Origin of the sequence: Fictibacillus macauensis ZFHKF-1, from assembly GCF_000269865.1 — a bacterium.
GTDB classification, from domain to species: domain Bacteria; phylum Bacillota; class Bacilli; order Bacillales; family Fictibacillaceae; genus Fictibacillus_C; species Fictibacillus_C macauensis.
Window position 1 is genome coordinate 155,913 of record NZ_AKKV01000030.1, and the last position, 20,399, is coordinate 176,311.

Annotated in this window: 19 protein-coding genes and 1 riboswitch; of the genes, 5 read left to right on the forward strand and 14 right to left on the reverse strand. The window is 39.9% G+C overall.

The annotated features are described in order from the left end of the window. Positions 1-135: 135 nt before the first annotated feature. The 11 genes from A374_RS13990 to A374_RS14040 form a co-directional block, all read right to left on the reverse strand. Entirely contained in the window at positions 136-447 is a 312-nt protein-coding gene (locus A374_RS13990; RefSeq protein ID WP_007202879.1) for a YxcD family protein, read from the reverse strand. Next, positions 435-863, reverse strand: coding sequence for a hypothetical protein (locus A374_RS13995; protein ID WP_007202880.1), 429 nt, complete (start codon positions 861-863; stop codon positions 435-437). The genes A374_RS13990 and A374_RS13995 overlap by 13 nt, the downstream gene beginning before the upstream one ends. A gap of 200 nt (positions 864-1,063) precedes the next feature. Beyond that, positions 1,064-2,470, reverse strand: coding sequence for a hexose-6-phosphate:phosphate antiporter UhpT (gene uhpT / locus A374_RS14000; protein ID WP_007202881.1), 1,407 nt, complete (start codon positions 2,468-2,470; stop codon positions 1,064-1,066). A gap of 31 nt (positions 2,471-2,501) precedes the next feature. After that, a complete protein-coding gene (locus A374_RS14005; protein ID WP_007202882.1) occupies positions 2,502-3,509 on the reverse strand; it encodes an extracellular solute-binding protein in 1,008 nt (335 codons plus the stop codon). Further along, entirely contained in the window at positions 3,506-4,300 is a 795-nt protein-coding gene (locus tag A374_RS14010; RefSeq protein ID WP_007202883.1) for a DUF3919 family protein, read from the reverse strand. The genes A374_RS14005 and A374_RS14010 overlap by 4 nt, the downstream gene beginning before the upstream one ends. A gap of 85 nt (positions 4,301-4,385) precedes the next feature. Continuing rightward, positions 4,386-5,810, reverse strand: a complete 1,425-nt coding sequence (locus A374_RS14015; RefSeq protein ID WP_007202884.1) for a sensor histidine kinase — start codon at positions 5,808-5,810, stop codon at positions 4,386-4,388. After that, complete coding sequence (locus A374_RS14020; protein ID WP_007202885.1) at positions 5,786-6,469, reverse strand: response regulator transcription factor; 684 nt, start codon at positions 6,467-6,469, stop codon at positions 5,786-5,788. Before A374_RS14020 ends, A374_RS14015 begins: the two co-directional genes overlap by 25 nt. Positions 6,470-6,630: 161 nt before the next feature. Beyond that, positions 6,631-8,103, reverse strand: a complete 1,473-nt coding sequence (locus A374_RS14025; protein WP_007202886.1) for an amino acid permease — start codon at positions 8,101-8,103, stop codon at positions 6,631-6,633. A gap of 92 nt (positions 8,104-8,195) precedes the next feature. After that, a riboswitch (Lysine riboswitch) is annotated at positions 8,196-8,387 on the reverse strand. A 106-nt stretch (positions 8,388-8,493) separates the two neighbouring features. After that, entirely contained in the window at positions 8,494-8,706 is a 213-nt protein-coding gene (locus A374_RS14030; protein ID WP_007202887.1) for a hypothetical protein, read from the reverse strand. 81 nt (positions 8,707-8,787) lie between these two features. After that, on the reverse strand, positions 8,788-9,846 hold the full coding sequence (locus A374_RS14035; protein ID WP_007202888.1) for a hypothetical protein: 1,059 nt from the start codon (positions 9,844-9,846) through the stop codon (positions 8,788-8,790). Next, entirely contained in the window at positions 9,843-10,313 is a 471-nt protein-coding gene (locus A374_RS14040) for a DUF6932 family protein (protein WP_007202889.1), read from the reverse strand. The genes A374_RS14035 and A374_RS14040 overlap by 4 nt, the downstream gene beginning before the upstream one ends. A 187-nt stretch (positions 10,314-10,500) precedes the next feature. On the opposite strand from A374_RS14040, the gene A374_RS14045 reads away from it, so the two are divergent. Further along, the gene (locus A374_RS14045) at positions 10,501-11,493 is read left to right on the forward strand and encodes a Gfo/Idh/MocA family protein (RefSeq protein ID WP_007202890.1); all 993 of its coding nucleotides are present in this window, start codon (positions 10,501-10,503) and stop codon (positions 11,491-11,493) included. A 25-nt stretch (positions 11,494-11,518) separates the two neighbouring features. Further along, complete coding sequence (locus tag A374_RS14050) at positions 11,519-11,881, forward strand: DUF4288 domain-containing protein (protein ID WP_007202891.1); 363 nt, start codon at positions 11,519-11,521, stop codon at positions 11,879-11,881. 55 nt (positions 11,882-11,936) lie between these two features. Here A374_RS14050 and A374_RS14055 read toward each other — a convergent pair whose 3' ends face one another. Together A374_RS14055 and A374_RS14060 are read right to left on the reverse strand one after the other, a co-directional pair. Continuing rightward, on the reverse strand, positions 11,937-12,758 hold the full coding sequence (locus A374_RS14055) for a class I SAM-dependent methyltransferase (protein ID WP_007202892.1): 822 nt from the start codon (positions 12,756-12,758) through the stop codon (positions 11,937-11,939). A gap of 77 nt (positions 12,759-12,835) precedes the next feature. Continuing rightward, positions 12,836-14,020, reverse strand: coding sequence for an L-lactate MFS transporter (locus A374_RS14060; RefSeq protein WP_007202893.1), 1,185 nt, complete (start codon positions 14,018-14,020; stop codon positions 12,836-12,838). Positions 14,021-14,171: 151 nt separating this feature from the next. Between A374_RS14060 and A374_RS14065 the strand changes: the two genes are divergently transcribed. Continuing rightward, a complete protein-coding gene (locus A374_RS14065; protein ID WP_007202894.1) occupies positions 14,172-16,223 on the forward strand; it encodes a methyl-accepting chemotaxis protein in 2,052 nt (683 codons plus the stop codon). A 78-nt stretch (positions 16,224-16,301) separates the two neighbouring features. Here A374_RS14065 and A374_RS14070 read toward each other — a convergent pair whose 3' ends face one another. Next, positions 16,302-17,162 carry an AraC family transcriptional regulator gene (locus A374_RS14070; protein WP_007202895.1) on the reverse strand — a complete coding sequence of 287 codons (861 nt, stop codon included), beginning with the start codon at positions 17,160-17,162 and terminating at the stop codon, positions 16,302-16,304. Between the two features lie 134 nt (positions 17,163-17,296). Between A374_RS14070 and melA the strand changes: the two genes are divergently transcribed. Then, positions 17,297-18,601 carry an alpha-glucosidase/alpha-galactosidase gene (gene melA / locus A374_RS14075; protein WP_007202896.1) on the forward strand — a complete coding sequence of 435 codons (1,305 nt, stop codon included), beginning with the start codon at positions 17,297-17,299 and terminating at the stop codon, positions 18,599-18,601. A gap of 24 nt (positions 18,602-18,625) precedes the next feature. Then, the gene (locus A374_RS14080) at positions 18,626-20,359 is read left to right on the forward strand and encodes a solute:sodium symporter family transporter (protein ID WP_007202897.1); all 1,734 of its coding nucleotides are present in this window, start codon (positions 18,626-18,628) and stop codon (positions 20,357-20,359) included. Positions 20,360-20,399 lie beyond the last annotated feature (40 nt).

Genomic DNA, 20,399 nt, shown 5'->3' on the forward strand with positions numbered 1-20,399 from the left:
TGCCGGCTGCTTACGTACACAAGACAATCTAAAAATAAACGAATGAGCGACACAAAAAAATGGCTTGATCACCGACACCGATGATCAAGCCATTTTTATTGAGTTAGGGATGTTTATGTCCCTGCCTCTTTTCTGTTACATTCTACTGCTATGTCTTTGCGTAACGTCTACGACAATACCAGCCTCATCATCTAGCAATAGTGACAATCCTGCTGACATTGGATCAATATCGGTTTCTGTGCCGAGGTAAAAACGCAGTGCTTCAATTAAATTTGCTTCAATTAACACCTGTTTGCGACCCATCGTATGCACTTCAGCTGAAAATCCATAATCATCGTCATACATTAACTCTACTTCGACATCTTGTGGTGCTAAGGATTTTTTTTGAGCAATATGCAAACATACCGCGTTAATCAAATCCTGTTCGTACAGTCTTATCGTCTCCATTGATCATCGGTCCTTCTACGGTTTTTAAACATAGAAACGAGGCGCATAATTAAGGAAATAATGACAACGATCGCCAGAACATTCACGAGTAAGCCGAGAATGGAGCCAAGAGGTCCTAAGCTACTTAATAAACCTCCGAATAAAAAGCCGGCAACCCCACCTAGAAGTAAGCCTCTAAAGAAACCGCCTCGTTTTGATTTCGTATTACTTCGTTTCGAAAAGAAGCCTTTGTTTGATTTTTGCTGTTGCTTAAATTGCGATGGTCCATTATTGCTACCACCATTCTTAAAGCCTTTAACACCCGAACGATATCCTTTTGCACTTGCAACATGGTTCGTATCATGAAAAACGATACTCGTAACCGGTCCAAGTAAAAACGTAAATACAATTGACGCTGCAATAATTTTCTTTAACATGATATTTTCCTTTCTAAATGAATTTCCTTTTGTTCTCTATACCCTCCTATACGAAAGCTTTCACAAAAGGTTTCAAAAAATAGCAGATTTTTTTATAAACTTCGTAGATTGGATCTAGTACTAGTGTACCGAATCCTCATGTTTCAATGCAAAAAAAAGCAAAGCACCTCATGTGAAGTACTTTGCTTCGCTCATTTAGCTTACACAGCGGAATGAATTTGCTCTTGTTTTTTGCGCAGGCGACGAATTTTCTTTTCCTCACCAATAGCTACGATGGATAGGAAGATAATTCCTAGCACGAGAGCTGCATTAAAGACGATAAATGTATCTGTCCAACCGTGTAATGTGATACCACCAATTGTTAAACCTTGTGTTTTCGGATCAGCGATTTGCGCAAGTCCTACTTTCGCCATTGAATCTCCGAATAAATAACCAAATGTTCCAGCCATACCGTTTGTAACGGTTGTTGCTTTCTTCGGTGCAAATCCAACAATCGATACACCAATTAATAGTTGTGGACCAAAGATTAATGCACCTAGAGCGAACAAGGAAACGTAAATCATTAACTCGCTTGTTCCGTAACGATAACCTAATACAGCAACAGCTGTTAAAACGAGGCACAGTACAGATACGAGTGCACGTCGACCTTTTAAGAAATCAGAGAGTAAGCCCCAACATAAACTTCCAAATAGTGCGCCAATTTCAAAATAGAAAATCGTATTAACAGCACTTTCTGCACTAAAGTGAAGATGTTCTGATACATAAAGTGGTGCCCAGTTATCAATACCAATGCGAACGACATAAACGAATACGTTAGAAATACAAAGCAACCAAATCCAAGGATTTTTCAACACATAGGTTGTGAAAATTTTCCACTTGCTCATTGTTTCTGTTTCAATATTTTCATCGGCAATCGGCTCACCGAAAATTTCCTCACTACGATTCCAACCAAGTTCTTCTGGATCATCTTTTCCGATAAATAGTGTTACAACCCCGATAATTAAGGCAATGATCGCCGGGAAAACAAACATTCCGACTACGTTACCGTTAAAGAATAAATTGGCGCCCCATAAAGCAAATCCACCAGCTACTGCTCCACCGATGTTATGTGACCAGTTCCAAAATCCTAAATAACGACCACGTTGCTTTTCAGGTGTCCACCGTGTAATTGTTGAATAAGACGAAGGTCCTCCCGGTGCTTGGAATAAACCACTTAACCCCCAAAGAGCTAATAATAATCCAATTGGTGCTCCACCTGCACTTAAAGCAAGACCAATCGCTAATACCATCACTGCTGATAAAATAAGTAAGACAGAAATAATACGTTTTGAATTTTTTCCATCAATAAAGTAACCTAGAAGCGTTTTCCCAATTCCGTAGGTGACTGAGAATCCAAAGCCGATATAACCTAAATCACTCGTTGAAAAGCCAAGTTGGCTTTTCAATAATGGCTGAGCAGCCTTAAAGTTATTACGAATTAAGTACATTGCCATATAGGCAATAAAGACAACTAAGAACGCTTTCAAAAACTGTTTTAACCATTGTTTACGTTGAATTTCAATTGGAATGTTTGCATTTTTTATACGATTAATGCTGAAAAACCCCATGATTGTTCCCCCTTATTCTTGTTGCTAAGTCTTAGGGCTTACGATAGTGATTGTATGCCTGCAATACTTGCTTATAATGCTGTGTCGATCCGCTTTTGATTGAGCGTAACAACTGTTGTTGACTGCGATGACTGACTGGAATCCCAAACGAAACTTTTCCTAAAATTTCTGTAGCAGGCTTTGATAAGCAATAGGCTAAAAACAAATCGCCAACGGCTCCATGTGGGGCATCTCTTAATTTCGAAATGGCATTCACAGAATACATGTTTTTATTAATGACATTACTTTTCATTGGAAACTGGCGTTCACGTAGCATTTTTTGATCGCCTAAAAAATTAATGCCAACTAAATACTCACCACTTGCCACAAATTCTGCTGGGCTATAACCATTTGCAGTCCAATAGCCAACATTATTTAAAAAATGTTTCAGATAGTTCACACCATCTTTGCCGCCCATATCTTTCGCAATCGCTTGCAAAATTTGAACCCCTGTTCCTGAAATATGCGGGTTTGGTAGGACAATCTTTCCTTTCAGACGCTTATCAAGTAAGTCTTCCCATGTTTTCGGTAATGGAGCATTACCGAACGCTTTTTTCCACGAGGTTTCATTCACAGCAATTGCCAACTGTTCAAGCTCATATCCGTACCAATAATGATCTGGATCACTACTACTTGTCTGTGATGTAAAGGATTCATCTTTCATCATTACTGGCATCGATAGTTCTTCTTTCTTTAGTAGTTGATGCGCATCTAACGGGCCGCCAATGACAATGTCCGCTTTAGGATGATGACGTTCTTCACGAACTTTTCGCACCAACTCTTCTGTTGGTAATCGAACAAATTCATACGTGCAACCTGTCCGTTTACAAAACGAGGAAAGCAATGATTCTCCAACTTCTTCACGAGCTGCAATATAGGCGACAACATGATGATTCGTTAAGTTCGGAACTTCCATATCTAATAACTCATGGAGTTGCCGAACATTAAAGTCTTCTGTCCCTCCTAAAAATAGGAGAAGAACAAAGAAAATCCGCTTCATAATTGCGCCCCCTTTACATTCAAACGATCAAGAGAGCGGCGTAAATACACCACATTTCCGTTATCATCTCCTAAGTATTGAGCAATGACAAATTCCGGATAGAGCGACAAACTTAACACATCTGTTCGCTTCCGTCCCTTTTTACCATGAAAGGAAATATGATAAATAGCTTGTGGTTTTTTGTATTTCAACATGAGCCTCGTTATTTGATCATAATCCTCGATCAGCGTCGCGTTGTGAATCTCTGTACTTAACTCATCTACTTTATTGCTTGGTAACAGTCTAATATGTTCTTTATGCTCTGTTACCGATTGGGCATGCTTTACGAAGGAAGCGATTTTCTTTGGTGTATAACATAAGCTAAGTAAAGCTGCCTTTAAAGATGCCGCAATTGCCATTACGTTATCATCTCTATAGAGATAATGATCTACAACAACACGGTCACCTAAGGAGAACGCTTTCACAGAGCCGTTTAAATACGTAATCGTCCCATGAAAATCACCTTTTATTACCTTCACTTTTTTCCTCAGCGTGCCACGCTCGCTAATTTGACTAAAAGAGGCGGCAATCCTTTGCAAGTGAAGCTCATCACGAATCGTGACCGTTCCCCACGCTCGATGATGAAAGGTAATCATCGTGGGTATCGATTCTCCTGTTCGGGTCACGACTTCTTTTCGATCATCAATCGTTTCGATATGATTAAAGTAACTATTATGAATGATGGCTAAGCCAATACTAAAACCAAGGATGATCATTAAAAGAACACTAGCACGTGACAGCCAATGATTCATGTTGTTCATACCTCCAAATGTAAAGAAAAAATGTTTCACAAATTCAAAGTAAATGTTTCATAAATGTATCATTTTAAAAGCGCTTTCATGCAAGGGACGCTACATGAATAGCAAATCGTAAAGAAACGGTCATTCCACCTTGTTTATTTTCAGAAATACTAAATTTCCCACCCTGTTTACTCATAATTTCTTCACAAATCAGTAAGCCAAGCCCATTGCCTAACGCTGAGCGTAATCGTCTACTCTTACCGCGATCATGCCATTGTTGCAGGATGACCGGGTCCATCCCTATTCCGTCATCTTCTATATGAATAGCTACATAGTTCTCTTCCATCTGCTGTGTAATATCAACATGAAGGGCATCACTGTATTTAACGATATTATCAAGAACATTTAGTAGCACTTGCTTTGTCTTATCATAATCAGCAAGCACGAAAACATCGGAAACATGCATATTCACTGTAAGATGTTGTTGTTGAAACTTTAAGCTCATCACATTTAAGGCGTCTTTAAGCAATGGAGCAACATTCATCATGGAAGGCACGACTTGAAAATGATTGCGATCATAACGAGAGGAGGCGAGCACTTCGTGGATGAGTTGTAATAACCGCTTACTCTCTGTTTGTACATACGTAAAACATTCTAGTTGTTGTTCTTTGGATAACTTAGGAATTAGCTCTACATATCCCATAATGGCAGTGATTGGTGTTTTCAATTCATGAGTAATTTTATTGGCAAATTCACGTTGCTTTGTTTTTTCATCTTGAAGTTGCTCAATATGAAACTGAATAGAACGCGCCATCGTTTTAAAATCAACGGCAAGCTGTCTGATTTCTTCATAGCCAACGACCGGCATGGATACATTATAATTTCCTTTCGTCATATAGTGAGACATTGCGCGCAACTGTTCAATGGGCTCACAAATAATTTTAGCAACACGCTGAATCCAAACCATCGCGATAACGACAATTAAAATAAATAAACCAATAAAAGCGGCTGTTAAATTGCGTAACAGTACGCTTTCTTCTTTTAATGGTGTAACAAATCGGATCACCCCTACTACCTGATCCTTATAATAGATTGGACTTGAAAATAGCAATGTCGGAAAAGGGTTATTTGATTTAAATACATAGGCTTTCTTGCCCGCTAACGCTTTTTTTAAATCTCCTTCAATGTACGGAAGAGTTCCCTTTTCCGTATCTGTTAGTAATTCTTTTTGATTTTTAAATAATTGCACACGTGTATCGTACCGTTTTGCTAAATACGACGCGACGAGAGACGCATTTTCATATAAGCGATGAGCGCCCTCTCTCTTTTGCAAATAACTCATCGCGTAAGTCTGTGCCTCTACACTTAAACGTTGAGATGTTTCCACCGCATTATCATACATTGTTCGTTGAAGAAAAATATACATTCCACCATAAACAACTAAGAGCGCTGGAATGAGTAGGACTAGAAATTTATACGTAATGGTTCGCCTTAAACTCATTTCACGTTGCTCTCTTCCCACTTATAGCCCACCCCATAAATGCTAACAATGCCTTGACTGTACGTACCCAGCTTTTTTCGAAGGCGTTGAATCATAATATCTACTGCTCGTGTGTGACCGATAAATTCAAATCCCCAAACAGCTTCTAATAACTCATCTCTCGTAAACACGCGACTTGGATACTTGAGTAAAAGACATAAGAGATCAAATTCTCGAAATGTCATCATAACTTCCTCGTCGTTTACCCACACTTTTCGTTCGTGAAGAACAATACGAATGCCTCCTGCTTCCAGTGTATCGCTACTTTTCATTGTCAATTCAGCACTTGAACGTTTTAATAAATTGCGAATGCGCAATAACAATTCTGTACTATTAAACGGTTTCGTCATATAATCATCGGCACCGAGCTGTAACCCGATAATTTTATCATTTGTTTGGTTTTTAGCAGTTAACATGAGTACCGGTAAATCTGGATTTTCTGCGCGAAGCTTTGGTAAAAGTTCATAGCCTGACATATCTGGCAACATTAGATCAAGAATGACAGCATCAGGTTGTTTTTTGACTTCCTGAAGTGCCTGCTTTCCATTCATTGCCGTACTTACTTCATATCCTTCCAGTTCCAATTGTAATTGAATTAAATGCGAGATGCTTTCTTCATCGTCGATTACTAATACTTTCATACGTTACGTCTCTTCCTTCCTATACACCAAGCTTCGTCTATACTATAGCATGTGCGAAACTACAAATTCATATTTGTTCACTATCTTTTTCTACTAACATAAAAAAACGAGGCAGAAATGCGGTGTTCGCACTTCTGCCTCGTTACCTAAGTGATTTAATCTTATTCGAAATCACATTTTTGCAACGGCACTACCTTTGTTTTCTTTACAAACTTATAGATTAACCACACAAGAATAAACACCGGTAGACCAATGTAGGAAATGAGAACATCTCCCCAAGCAATGTGTTCACCTAAAAAGGCATTGTAATTCTGACCAAGAACGACAAACACACATAGCGCAAAAGCAAACAGTGGGCCAAATGGAAAGAATTTTGATCGATAAGGCAACTGCCGTAGGTCTCGTCCCTGTGCTACATAGGCACGTCGGAAACGGTAATGGCTAATTGCAATACCTAGCCAAGCAATAAAGCCTGACATACCCGATGCATTTAACAACCATGTGTATACTTTGCCATCTCCAAATAAAGAAGCAAAAAATGCTAAAGCGCCCACAGCTGTTGTTACGATCAAGGCAGCAACAGGCACACCCCGACGATCGAGCTTACCTAAAAACTTCGGCGCTTGCCCTTCTCGCGCCATATTCCATAACATTCTCGTCGAAGCATACATTCCCGAGTTTCCTGCAGACAGAACTGCCGTTAAAATAATGGCATTCATCACTGAAGCTGCAAAAGCAATTCCCGCTCGATCAAAAACGAGCGTAAAAGGACTTACTGTAATAGCATCACTTGCTAATCGACTATCTGTATATGGAATAATTAAACTAATAACAAAAATCGCTAAAATGTAAAATAAGAGAATACGCCAAAATACACTGCGAATGGCAATTGGAATGTTTTTTCGTGGGTTTTCCGTTTCACCAGCAGCAACACCAAGTAGCTCTGTTCCCTGAAATGAAAATCCAGCTGCCATAAACACGCCAAGTGTTGCAAAGAACCCACCATGAAATGGCGCATCGCCAATTGTAAAGTTTTTAAAACCAACTGGCGCTTGGTCACCAAGAATACCAATGATCATAAGTGTTCCTAATACAAGAAAAACAATAACTGTGACTACTTTTATTAAAGAGAACCAATATTCCGCTTCTCCAAATCCTTTAACAGATAAATAGTTAAGAAAAAACATAATAGCTAGGAAAAGAGCGCTCCATATGAACGAGGGTGTATTCGGAAACCAAAATTTCATAATTAATGTAACCGCTGCTAGTTCAGCCGCAATTGTAATCGCCCAGTTATACCAATAATTCCAACCAAGCGCAAATCCGAGCGATGGATCGACGAATTTCGTAGCATACGTACTAAAGGAGCCCGCAACTGGCATAAAGGATGCCATCTCTGCCAAGCTTGTCATTAAGAAAAAGACCATAATTCCAATGACAGCGTAAGAAAGCAGTGCTCCACCTGGACCGGCATTATGAATAGAACCACCACTTGCTAAAAACAACCCGGTTCCAATCGTACCTCCCAAAGAAATCATCGTTAAATGTCGAGATTTCAAGCCTCTTTTAAGCTCTGTTGGTGCTTCTTGTGACGTGGCGGAATGTCTGTTTGAACTTTTTTCGATTTTCTGCATAAAAAAGACTCCTTTTTGTTTAGGAAGGAGCGGGTACTAAAAAAGCCGTCAAAAGTGTGACAGCTATTCTAATAGAATCCGCATCAAACCTCCCGTAAGATAGCACAACTCGCATACCAGTATCCTGCTATGCGTGACAGTTCTGTTCCTATTCGGATACAGTCCCAGCTTATGCTTTCAGAGTAAAACACAAACTTCGGCAACTTTTCCTTTCAAGCTGAGTCTTTGATGTTCTCTGCATCTCGTCTGTTCTACTCTTAAAAGTTGCGACCTCTACCTCATCGGATGTGATGAGGATTTTGTATATGTAGTTGTAAAGCTTGTACCAATTATAAAGTGAACGGTATGAATATTCAACTCTTATTTCATACCATCTTTTGGGTTATCCCTTTATTTCTCTAGATGGTTTGAGTGATGCTCTGCTTCTTTTAGAAGTTCCGCATACAGCCTCCATTCATTCATCACCTTCTTATGAACAGTATCAACACTTTCCTGATCCAGATGAGGGCATGCAGCTAGCAATACGTGATACTCATGTAAAACCGCTCTTCTCATCTCCTCACATCGTTCATAAAGAGCGCGAGGTTCAGTCCATTCTTTCATTCGAATTCCTGCCTTTTTTCACTATATTATGAACTAAACATACAAAAAAAGGCAGGGATATACAAGTGTTTTTTCATAATTTTAAATCAATTTCTCTTCTGCTAATAAAGCAGCCATTATTGAAAAGTGCGCGTCCTCTGTTAACGCTGTTAAATTAGCCACTTCAAAAAAAGCAGTAAGCAAACGTTCTCTATGCAGCATTGCTTTCTGTTTACTTGAAGCACGGACGCTCTTGGCAAATACAAGCGCTTCTCTTGGTATATGTTTGTATACAATCAGCTCAGAATGCTCCTCGTGATGCCTAATACACCAAAGCGCACATAGTAAGGTAAAGTGAAGGGGATAATTTGGAGACAAGCAAAGCATTATTTTTCCATTTTCTCGAAAATAAGAAAAAACATACTTTTCCGCTCCCTCAATAGGCACTACATATATGCCGGTTTTTACGCACATTTTCAATAGCTCATTTGAAGATTGGCGTATGTCATCCTCAGTTACTATGCTACCAATGTTCCTTTTTACGTCTACCGTTTTTCCTACTTGTTCACTGATCCATCGCAAGTATCCTTTATGAAGACGCATCGGTACAGGTTCATTGCTCTTAGGCGTTAAAAAGGAAGTAAACTTATGCATTAAATACAAACTGCATAATGTACTATATTCTCCATCAGAATACAAAGGGAGTTTGTGCTCATAAAAGGCAAGAGATACACCTTGATTTTGCAGTATCTCCAGCTCACTACGCAGATTCTTTTTGAATAATTGTAGGATAGTAGGTGCAATCGAAAGCTTGGAGTCTGCTACTCTCTTTCGGAATGTGCTCTCATTACACGTTCTAAAGTCTAGTGCTTCTTGTTTATTTTGAATACTTTCTATTGTAAGAGCTTGGAGTAAAGTCGGAATATCTGAAATAACCGGCTCAAGCGCAATCGCTTCAATCATAATTTTCTGCGCTGAAGAATGATATTCATCATAGAGCGCTTGTTCCTCCTGAATGCGTCGGATGAATTCATCGTAAATGGCATGATACTCCTGTTTTTCCGTCTCACAAAGCGCATACGTTTTTAATTGTTCCTTCTGCCATAATAGGCTTTCCAATCGTTTATAGCTCATTGAACGTTCTCGATCATTCGTAATCATAGCAGCTCCTGTAGATCTAATGATACAATTCCTTTAGGATAATCAGTGTATCTTTCCGTCTGAAACATATCTAGAAAACAAGGATTCTTACCATCAATTACCCGATCAATTGCAATCATCATTGCCGGAAAATATTCTCCAAGGTATTTTTTTCTCTGTAAGGTCGTATCACGGAATTTACCGTAAAATAAAGGTTCTAGTTGTTGTAATACATGTGTATTGACGTGGCGTTCATCCCAGACAAGATCATAATCACCAGGTACCTTCTTAAGTGTAACGAAACTGCCATCTATATACACTCTCTTACACCCAGCTTTCTTTAAAATTTGCAGTCCCCGCTTCATTCCAGCAAGTAACGTTTTTCGATGTGCATTCGTGCCAAAGGCCCGCATAAGTTCATCCCATGTTAGAAAATGCTTTCCAGGCGTCAAATTTCCTCGTTTGTTGAAGGTTAACGTCTTTTTCATTCTCCACCTCCGTAGTTCACCCATCACTTTATAAATATGAAAGAATGATTCTTATTATGAAGAGTCTTCTGCTCTTACATAGTCTTCTTAAAAACCGCGCAACCTATAGAGGTTAAATTAGACAAGCGAAACGTAGTATGCTATTTTGATAAAGATTTTTAAGTAAAAACTAGGAGACGATTGCTTTATGAAAAAAACAAAATTATGCTTTATTGGTGCAGGCTTTCATGCCACGACGAACATTTACCCTGCTGTTGTTGAAGCCGGTGCTGAAATCGTTGCCATTGCTACACGTAGCAAAGAACGATCTCAAAGTGCACTAACGCGCTTCGGAAGTACGGGAACGCCTTATGACGACTATAAAAGCATGCTCGAAAACGAAGAATGCGACGGTGTTGTTGTCATTGCGCAACCGGATGACCACCCTTCTCTTGTTCTTGATTGTATTGCAGCTGGCAAGAATGTATATGTTGAGAAACCGCTTGGCATGAGTGAAAAAGAAGCTGCTATGCTTGCTGAAGCGGCAGAAAAAGCTGGCGTTGTTCTCATGGTTGGTTTCATGAAGCGTTTTGCGCCTATTTACACACAATTAAAAGAACTCATTGATGGTGAATCATTAGGAAAAGCTCGTTCCTTTACAGCACGATTTGCTGTTAACAGCACGCCATTTTGTAAAGACGAAGAGCAATTTATGAAATTTGCAGCCATTCATATTGTGGATCTTGTTCGTTTTTTATTTGGAGAAGCAGCGCAAGTAACAGGATTTCGCAACAATGATAACGAATTTATTTCTCAAAGCATTTCTATTAAATGTGAAAACGGCATTGTTGGGAGCCTCTATTTCTCCGGCATGACAGCTTGGTCAAGAGAAAGTGAAAACGTTCTCGTAACCTTTGATGACGGCTTTGCCTACGCAGATGAAGTAACAAGTCTTACGGTTCACAAATCACAAACGTTCGATGATTTACCTTGGAAATCATTAAAAGAAGCAGATACGGTTTATACACCTTCTATGACACCAATGTCCGGAGCATATCGTGACTTGTACTTACGTGGCTTTGTTGGGGAAATGGTACATTTTATGCACTGCTGTGAGACAGGACAAACGCCTGTTGCAAGTGGTCAAGATAATGTGCGTACGATGGCACTCTGCGATACCATCCTTTCACACTTACAATAAGCGATTCTTTTAAGGGGGCTTGTACATGGCAAAGGAAACAAAGAGCTGGTACACAGCGGCTTTATTATTTGAAGCCGTTCATGATGGAGAACCACATCACGTGGACGAACACTATGATCCTTTTACAAAAACGTATGAAGAAAGTCATATTATTCTTTTTGCTAGCTCTCGTGAAGAAGCAGTACACATGGCACAGGCATTAGGAAAAGATAAGGAACATACGTATCAGAATAGTTATGGTGAACGTGTTTCATGGCAGTTCATTCGCATGATAGATTGTTATGAGCTGTCCAGTCATCAGCTTGCTTCTGGAACAGAAGTGTTTTCCCGAATGATTCTCACCTCTCATGAAGAAAGCCCAAACACCTTAGTACAACGCTTTATGTAATAAAAATACGAACGACGTTTAAGCCGCGTAAGTACGGCTTAAACGTCGTTCTTTTTTATATTCCTTTGACCGGAGTCCAATGCAATAAAGCAGCATGAAAGTGATAGGTGTACCGATAGCCTCCATTTTCTTCGACTAAATGTGAACGGAGAACGTCTGCTACCTCGTCCAATTTCGTATGATCAAGAGAAACGATTTTCGTCACATTGTCGTTCAAAGCCTCATCGAAAGATCCGTATAGTTTCGTACTTTGTAACGGAATGAGCGTACAATTGGCTCGAATTCCTAACTCAAATAAAATATTTAAAAGATCGATGTAATCTCGTTTACGTAATGAAATAGTAAATCCACGACGATGGAGTTCCATATAGTGTGGTTTCTCTGGCCCTGTGTTCATGCCAACAATCGCTAGCCTTTTAGCCGTTCGGTTCATTTTTAAAAGTGCTTCTGTAATCTGAAACATTCGATAGTAACAATTAAAGCCAAAGACCACATCGTGTTGTGGAACCAGCGTTGCCTCTTCCCACTTTTTATGGAGAAAGGACATGTTATAATATCCTTCTTGCTCTGCACGCTTTTCTAACGATTGTATAATGGCTTCGGCACTATCCACACAAGTCACATGCTCTACATCACGCGCTAAGGAAAACGTATAATTCCCCCAACCTGGACCGATTTCCAATACTGTATCTTCCTTATGGACTAATTTTGCAATTCCTCTATAAACATCATGTGCATAAGGATCCGGCTCTGTTTGCTTTCTTTTTTGTAAATGAGTTTTCCAAAACGCTTCTTCAGCGCCATCATCGATCATTCGCTTTGGCATGTTACCTGTATGATCTACCATTGCCTCTTGCCATCTTAGGACATAACTCATCTCATTCTCTCCTTTACTAATCCGCTTCCTTCACTGTATCGGTTTTCAAGCCGAAAGGAAAGAACAGAAATGGCTATTTAAGGAGACTGAGGAAGGGAATTATTGTGTGCTTGCGGTGACTTTATAAACAATACAATAATGAACGACACCCCATTCAAGCATGCAATAAGCGTAAAGGTAGGCGCAAACCCTCCGAGTAGAACAGCCACACTTGAAGCAGCTAATGCTCCTAAGCCAAACCCTTGATAGATCATTCCATAGTTTTTACTTTGATTTTTTAAACCAAAAAAGTCAGCGACGAGCGCAGGAAAGATTGTAATATTGCCACCGAAACAAAAAGCAATTGCTGCTACCACAACAAAGAATATCCCTTTCGTTAGAGGTAGCGTACTTATTATCGTAACTGCTGTTGCTGTTACAAATAATGCCGCTGCGATTACTTTTAAGCGACCTACTTGATCAGATAGCGCCCCTAGCACAATGCGTCCAATTGTATTAAAGATTGCAACAAGAGCTACTGCATTAGCAGCGGTTTCTAAATTTAAGTGAGCAAGATTTACACCTATATCTTTCACAATTCCTATTAAGTACAAGCCACTCATACACGCGGTAAAAAAGATAATAAATAATAAGTATGCTTGTTTTGTTTGTAGCATTTCTTTTACTGAATAATTTTTTTGTGACTGTTCTTGATTATCATAGTCCTCACTACCTTTTGCCTCAGAGAGCAGTAAGGCCCCGCCAATAACGAGGAACATGACAATACCTCCCCAATAGTAAAAAGCATGCGATACACCCACAACTTGAATGAAGTAATTATTAATGTATTTAAATATAAGGCTACCTGTTCCGTAAGCGCCTACAGAAATACCTGAAATCAGTCCTTTACGGCGCGGAAACCATTTTATTAGATTCGATAATGATGTAATATAGGCTGTCCCATCTGCAAAACCAACGATGACGCCAGCTAATCCATATAACAGCCAGAGTGAGGAAGCTTGTGAGCTTAAAAGTAATCCTATCCCGAGTACAAAGCCCGCCGTGATCACTAAGCGCCGTATCCCCCATTTTTCTTGCAGCTTTCCGGCAAACAACGTAGCAATCGCTAGGGCAAAACTTGTAATGGAAAAGGTTAAGGCCACCTCATTCAACTTCCAGCCGTATGCATTGACAAGCGGCTGATTAAATAAACTCCACGTATAAATCGTACCAAGACCCATTTGGACAATAATCGTACCAAGAATTACACGTAATCGCTTCACATGAATCTCCTCTTTTCTGTTCTTCTAAGGTGTATGGTTTCTTACTATTCCTCTACTTCACATTCAGCTCTTTATAAAAATATCGTTAACAAATATTAGGAATGGACGATATTTAACGTATCCTATTGAATGAGAGAGCGAGGCAAATTGTATGCAGTTTAAAAGCCTTCGACGGCGAACTATTTTAACATTTATCCCCATCATTCTTTTACTGTTCATTGCCGTGACGGTTAGTAGTTATTTTTATTCGAAATCACTGATTAATTCAGAAGTAGAAAAGAAAATGAATCATCAGCTTGATAGTATTTTAAATCAACAGCAAGCAGAGCTCGTCGGCCATGCTAAGCTACCTCAAATAGTAGCAAGGACCATTGAAGATGATGCTACTATCCTTACAAAACAAGATTATAAACAACGCATAATCAACGGCTTAAAAGCCAACCCAACGACATTTGGAAGCGGTATCTTTTTTGAGCCTTATGCGTATAAGAACAACGTTAAAAACTTCGGTTTCTATGCTTCTAGAAGTCAAGGAGCCATTCATTACACTAACGCCTATATGAATGAAAAAGTAGCCTATACTCAGTTTGATTGGTATAAAAATGGAAAGCAAACGAAGCAAGCCTATATTTATACTAAGCCTTATATCGATGATGTAGCTGGGCACGTGCCTATGGTCACTATTTCAGTTCCATTCTATAATAACAAGCACCGCTTTCTCGGTGTTACTACAAGTGATATTGACTTACGCTATTTACAGCGGTTCATTTCAAAAATTAACGTTGGGTATTCTGGACGCGCTTTCGTCTTGGATCGTCATGGAAACTACTTAACAAATACGAATCCTACGAAAATCATAAAAACATCGATTCTTAACGATGAAAATACCTCACTTCTGCAAGTTGGTAAAGATATGTTGCGACACAATCAAGGATCTGCCTCTTTCACTGAAGGAGCCTTATTAAAGCGCGTGTATTACAAAAAAATGAGCGATACCGGCTGGGTTATTGCCCTCGTCGTCTCAGAAGACGAACTGTTCCAACCTATTTCCTCCTTGCTTCAACGCATCGTACTCATTGGCGGAATCGTGCTCGTGATCGCAATTGGAGCTGCCATATTGAATAGCCGGTATATGGAAAATCAGCTACAACGCATTAATAAACATACGCGTTCTTTAGCGGAAGGAGATTTTACAACATTACTTCCTGTTAACACAAAGGATGAATTCGGACAAATGACGGTCCACTTTAATGAAATGACGCAGCAAATGCAAGCCATACTCAGCCACGTTACGATGAATATTCAGCATGTGGCCGCGACGGCTGAGCAGTTGTCAGCCAGTGCAGCGTTTTCCTCTCAAGCCACACAACAAATTGCACAATCCGTTCAAGAAATTTCAGCAGGATCTGAGCAGCAGTTGGAAACGATGGAAGGCGGAAATCGGCAAATGGATGAAGTTGCTCGCCATATTACTACGATTAAAGATCGGCAAGAACAACTCTCAGAAGCATCTAGTAAAGCTTCTACTGCCTCAAAAACAGGCGGACAAGCTCTACAAAAAGTCGTTACACAAATTCAAGTCATTCAACAAAAAGCTGAGCATACAGCGGATTTAATCTCTGCTCTCAACGAACAAGCAAAGCTAATTGATACAAATGCACAAGCCATTACTGATATTGCTCAACAAACGAATATCCTCTCCTTAAACGCGGCCATTGAAGCTTCTCGAGCAGGAGAACATGGCAAAGGATTTAGTGTAGTGGCTGATGAAGTACGGAAGCTCGCCGAAGAAACTGCGATAGCCTCTAATAAGATTCACTCAACCATTGATCGTATTCAAAAAGATGCAATCCAAGCTGTTACCGTTATGAACGAAGGAGTGATGGCTGTTGAACATGGCATGACTCTTACTGAGCACACAGCTAACTCTTTTCAAGAAATTGATGCTGTCACGATGAGCGTAGATGAACAAGTAAAGCAAGTTGTTAGCGCTTTGCGCTCTTTGCAGCAGTTCACCCAATCCATGGCTCAAGGTGTAAAAGAAGTGAACGTCATTGCTCGACAGGCAACAGCACACGCCGAACAAGTAGCCTCAGAAACCGAAGAACAAAGTGCCTCAATGCAAGAAATCACTGCAGCTTCTAGCGTTTTAGCGCAGATGGCTGAGAAGTTACAGACTGCTATATCCCATTTCCGAGTTTAAGTTTTGTTTGTAATGATTGAACGCAAAGGTGACATCATGCCTTTGCGTTTTGCTTGGCCTTTACTATCACCTCTCTATTTAAACCACATCTTTGTGCTTTTCACGGAAGGAACTCGGTGATTCCCCACTCACACGCTTAAAGACTTTACTAAAATAATTACTACTCTCATAGCCACTTCGCTTTGCAATCTCGCCAATGCTCATATCACTTACTGATAACCATTTCATCGCCCGCTTCATTCGTTGATTTGTTACATACTGCATGGGCGTCTCATTTAAGTGCCGCTGAAATTGTTGAATGAAATAATATTTAGATAAGCCCGCGACTTGGGCTAGCATGTCTACACTGAGTGGAGAGCTTAATTGTTTGTGTATGCAACGTACTGCGCTCTGCAGTGATTCTGGTAATTCTTGTACTAGACTTTCTTGACTTTCGCGGCGTAACGTCATTGAAAATTGATAAGCTCGGCTGGAAGCTATGTATGGATCGTTAATTTTCTTGGCATACACTTCTTGATTAATTTCGTACAACAATGTAATAAGTGGAGAGTGCAACGGCAAATAGGTTCGCATTCCTTGTTCTATAATGTAGCAATCCCAACTTTTCTTTGCGATTTCTCCATTCAGCACAACATACATAAACTCCCATTCAACTACATCTTTTACAGTTACATCACTCTTCTCTACGACGATCGCATCTCCTGGTTTTACAGAAACGGTTTCTCCATTTAGCTCTATGTGACCTGTTCCTTTTGTTGTATACAGAAACAAATATCCGTTAGACATAGTTTCATTTAAAAACAGATGATTCTTTATAAAATGAGAGGAAGTCCAGCGCTCCCACCCTGCATACCATAGATTAGCAGGAGAGGTGAGCTCACGAGCTTCATAGTGAAGAGCAGAAGAACCATATGGCTTTTCCAAAACGTGAAATCGCAATTTTCAACCCTCCTAACGCATTTATTTACCATTGAATTCTTATTGAAAGCGCTTTACTATCGAGTATAACATAACTTAATTAATTTATTTTACATTCTTTTTTACTAATTTCTGATAGAAAAGAGGGATTTCTCTTGAAAAAAATTACATTCATCGGTGCTGGTAGCACGATTTTCGCAAAAAATATTTTAGGCGATTGCATGCTTTCTCTTGCCCTACAAGACTTTGAGTTTGCTCTATATGACATTGATTTCAAGCGCCTTCACGAATCAGAAATGATGCTGACGCAGTTGAAGCAAAACTTGAAAGCGCGTGTCACCATTACGGCCTATAAAGAACGCCGACCAGCTTTAGATGGCGCGTCCTATGTAATTAATGCGATTCAAGTTGGTGGCTATAAACCGAGCACCGTAATTGATTTTGAGATACCAAAAAAATACGGCCTTCAGCAAACGATTGCCGATACGGTTGGCATTGGTGGTGTATTCCGTTCTTTACGTACCATTCCTGTCTTACTTGAAATCGCTCATGAAATGGAAGAGGTTTGTCCTGATGCCTGGCTTTTAAACTATAGCAATCCAATGGCTACACTAACTGGAGCTGTCCTTCGTTATACAAAGATTAAAGCAGTAGGTCTTTGTCATAGTGTGCAAGTTTGTACCGAGCATTTGCTAGCATCACTCGATCTACCAACTGATCATATTGAAGAGCGCATTGCCGGCATTAATCACATGGCTTGGTTACTTGAAATTAAGCGAAACGGTGAAGATTTATATCCAGAAATTAAACGACGTGCAAAAGAAAAGCAAAAGCAGCTTCACAATGACATGGTTCGTTTCGAGCTTATGGATAAGTTTGGCTATTATGTAACTGAATCGTCTGAGCATAACGCGGAATATCATCCGTATTTCATTAAGGCAAATGAGCCAGAGCTGATCAACCAGCTTAACATCCCAATCGATGAATATTTGCGGCGCTGTGAAAAGCAGATTACAGATTGGGAAAAAATGCGTGATGATTTAGTGATGAATGAGCAATTAACACACGAACGCTCACGAGAATATGGCTCAAGAATTATTGAAGCGATGGAAACCAATACCCCTTTCGTCTTTGCTGGAAACGTTCTTAACACAGAAGGACTTATCTCCAACTTACCAGCTAAAGCCGTCGTCGAAGTGCCGTGCGTCGCTGATCGCAACGGTTTAAAGCCTTGTTCAATGGGCGAACTTCCTGAACAGTTAGCTGCCTTAAATCGAACGAACATTAATACGCAGTTGCTTACAATTGAAGCGGCTATGACCAACAAGAAAAGTGCTGTATATCAGGCTGCATTCCTTGATCCTCATACTGCAGCTGAGCTTTCACTAGAGAAAATCATCGCCCTTTGTGATGATCTTATCACCGCACATGGTACGTGGCTTCCCGTGTATCATGCGTAAAGAACAGTAAAGGAGGTAATGAGGATGCAGTGGTTAACAATTATTACTTTTTTAATCTTTACAGGATTTGTTGGTGCTTTTACGTACTATAAATCAAAAGGAAAAGTAAATGAAGTGCATACGAACGATACGTATTTTTTAGGTGGTAGAAGTTTGAAAGGCGGCGTAATTGCCGCCTCCCTCATGCTTACAAACTTAAGTACCGTAAACTTTATTGGTATGAGTGGACAAGCGTATAAAAACAATATGTCGGTCATAAGCTGGGAAGTGACGTCAGGCTTAGCGCTCGTCGTAGTTGCTTTTTTTCTCATTCCTCGCTATTTAAAGGCAGCCATTACAACGATTCCTGAATTTTTAGAAGATCGTTATGATACTGGCGTGAAAACATTTGTTACGTATTTATTTATGGCTGGTTATATCTTAAATGGGATCCCTGTCACCCTTTATACAGGCTCTGTCGCACTTGGACAAATTTTTGATGTGGCCGGGTCGTTTCACATTAGCCAAAGCGCAGCCATTTGGGTTATGGTGTGGGCTATTGGTATTATCGGTGCCATCTACACGCTATTTGGTGGCTTAAAGGGGATTGCCATTTCTGATACGATTTATGGGATTGGCTTACTAATTATTGGCTTTGCTGTCTTATATTTTAGCCTTCGTAGTCTCGGGCACGGCCATTTCACAAGCGGCTTTAGTAAGCTTTTTGAAGGTAATGATGCAAAAATGAATGCCATTGGCTCATCGACTGATCCTGAACCCTTTGGGACTCTATTTACAGGCATGCTACTTGTAAACTTGTACTATTGGGGAACCGATCAGGCCATCATTCAACGCGTACTCGGCGCGACTAATTTAAAGGAAGGACAAAAAGGAGTGGTGCTTGCTGCCTTTATGAAAGTCATGACTCCGTTCTTCATTATCATTCCAGGCATCATTGCTTTTAAAATGTATGGTAATTCCATTAGCAATAGTGATTATGTGTATCCACAACTTGTAAATGACGTATTGCCAGGCGCGATGAAAGGCTTCTTCGCAGCTGTGATGTTCGGCGCTGTTTTAAGTACGTTTAACGGGATGCTCAATAGTGCGAGTACTTTATTCTCAATCAACGTCTATAAAGCGAAAAATAAGGCAACCTCAGAAGCTTCTATTATTAAAAAAGGAAAATGGTTCGGCATCATCTTAACGATCGCCTCCCTTTTTATCGCACCCTTTATTATGTATGCACCTAACGGACTGTTTCAATATTTACAAATGGTGAATGGCTTTACGAATGTGCCCATTTTAACCGTCATCGTAGTCGGATATTTATCAAAACGCATTCCCGCTGTAGCGGCAAAAATTTCACTGGCACTGTTCGTTTCTGTTTATGCGCTATTACAGCTCGTGATCAAGCCTGATATCCACTATTTATATCAATTAGCCATCTTGTTTGTTGTATGTGTGATCGTAATGATGATTGTTGGGACTCTTAAGCCAAGACACACTCCTTACGCGCTTCCAATCACAGGTAAAGTCAATATTCAACCTTGGAAGCATCGATTTGAAGCATCAGGTATTGTTATTTTTGCAATGCTTGGCATGTATGTTTTCTTTTCTAAGCTTGGGTTTGCCGGAAAAGAGGGCGTAACCATTATGACGTTCGTATGGCTAGCGGTTATTGCCGTTATACTCGCTGTTCTCGTCATTGTTTTGAAAGTACGTGATAAGAAGAAAATACTTCATGATGTTTCAAATCAGCATCATTCCCTTCACTAAAAAAAAACGCTTAAACGGTCCACTCTTACCTGAACCGTTT

What these genes read in the sequence shown, in the direction of transcription:
- A374_RS14045 (WP_007202890.1), top strand. Translation starts at nt 10,501, where the DNA reads ATGAAAAAAACAAAATTATGCTTTATTGGTGCAGGCTTTCATGCCACG.
- A374_RS13990 (WP_007202879.1), bottom strand. Translation starts at nt 447, where the DNA reads ATGGAGACGATAAGACTGTACGAACAGGATTTGATTAACGCGGTATGT.
- uhpT (WP_007202881.1), bottom strand. Translation starts at nt 2,470, where the DNA reads ATGGGGTTTTTCAGCATTAATCGTATAAAAAATGCAAACATTCCAATT.
- A374_RS14055 (WP_007202892.1), bottom strand. Translation starts at nt 12,758, where the DNA reads ATGAGTTATGTCCTAAGATGGCAAGAGGCAATGGTAGATCATACAGGT.
- A374_RS14065 (WP_007202894.1), top strand. Translation starts at nt 14,172, where the DNA reads ATGCAGTTTAAAAGCCTTCGACGGCGAACTATTTTAACATTTATCCCC.
- A374_RS14010 (WP_007202883.1), bottom strand. Translation starts at nt 4,300, where the DNA reads ATGAATCATTGGCTGTCACGTGCTAGTGTTCTTTTAATGATCATCCTT.
- A374_RS14005 (WP_007202882.1), bottom strand. Translation starts at nt 3,509, where the DNA reads ATGAAGCGGATTTTCTTTGTTCTTCTCCTATTTTTAGGAGGGACAGAA.
- A374_RS14030 (WP_007202887.1), bottom strand. Translation starts at nt 8,706, where the DNA reads ATGAAAGAATGGACTGAACCTCGCGCTCTTTATGAACGATGTGAGGAG.
- A374_RS14025 (WP_007202886.1), bottom strand. Translation starts at nt 8,103, where the DNA reads ATGCAGAAAATCGAAAAAAGTTCAAACAGACATTCCGCCACGTCACAA.
- A374_RS14050 (WP_007202891.1), top strand. Translation starts at nt 11,519, where the DNA reads ATGGCAAAGGAAACAAAGAGCTGGTACACAGCGGCTTTATTATTTGAA.
- A374_RS14035 (WP_007202888.1), bottom strand. Translation starts at nt 9,846, where the DNA reads ATGATTACGAATGATCGAGAACGTTCAATGAGCTATAAACGATTGGAA.
- A374_RS14020 (WP_007202885.1), bottom strand. Translation starts at nt 6,469, where the DNA reads ATGAAAGTATTAGTAATCGACGATGAAGAAAGCATCTCGCATTTAATT.
- A374_RS13995 (WP_007202880.1), bottom strand. Translation starts at nt 863, where the DNA reads ATGTTAAAGAAAATTATTGCAGCGTCAATTGTATTTACGTTTTTACTT.
- A374_RS14080 (WP_007202897.1), top strand. Translation starts at nt 18,626, where the DNA reads ATGCAGTGGTTAACAATTATTACTTTTTTAATCTTTACAGGATTTGTT.
- A374_RS14040 (WP_007202889.1), bottom strand. Translation starts at nt 10,313, where the DNA reads ATGAAAAAGACGTTAACCTTCAACAAACGAGGAAATTTGACGCCTGGA.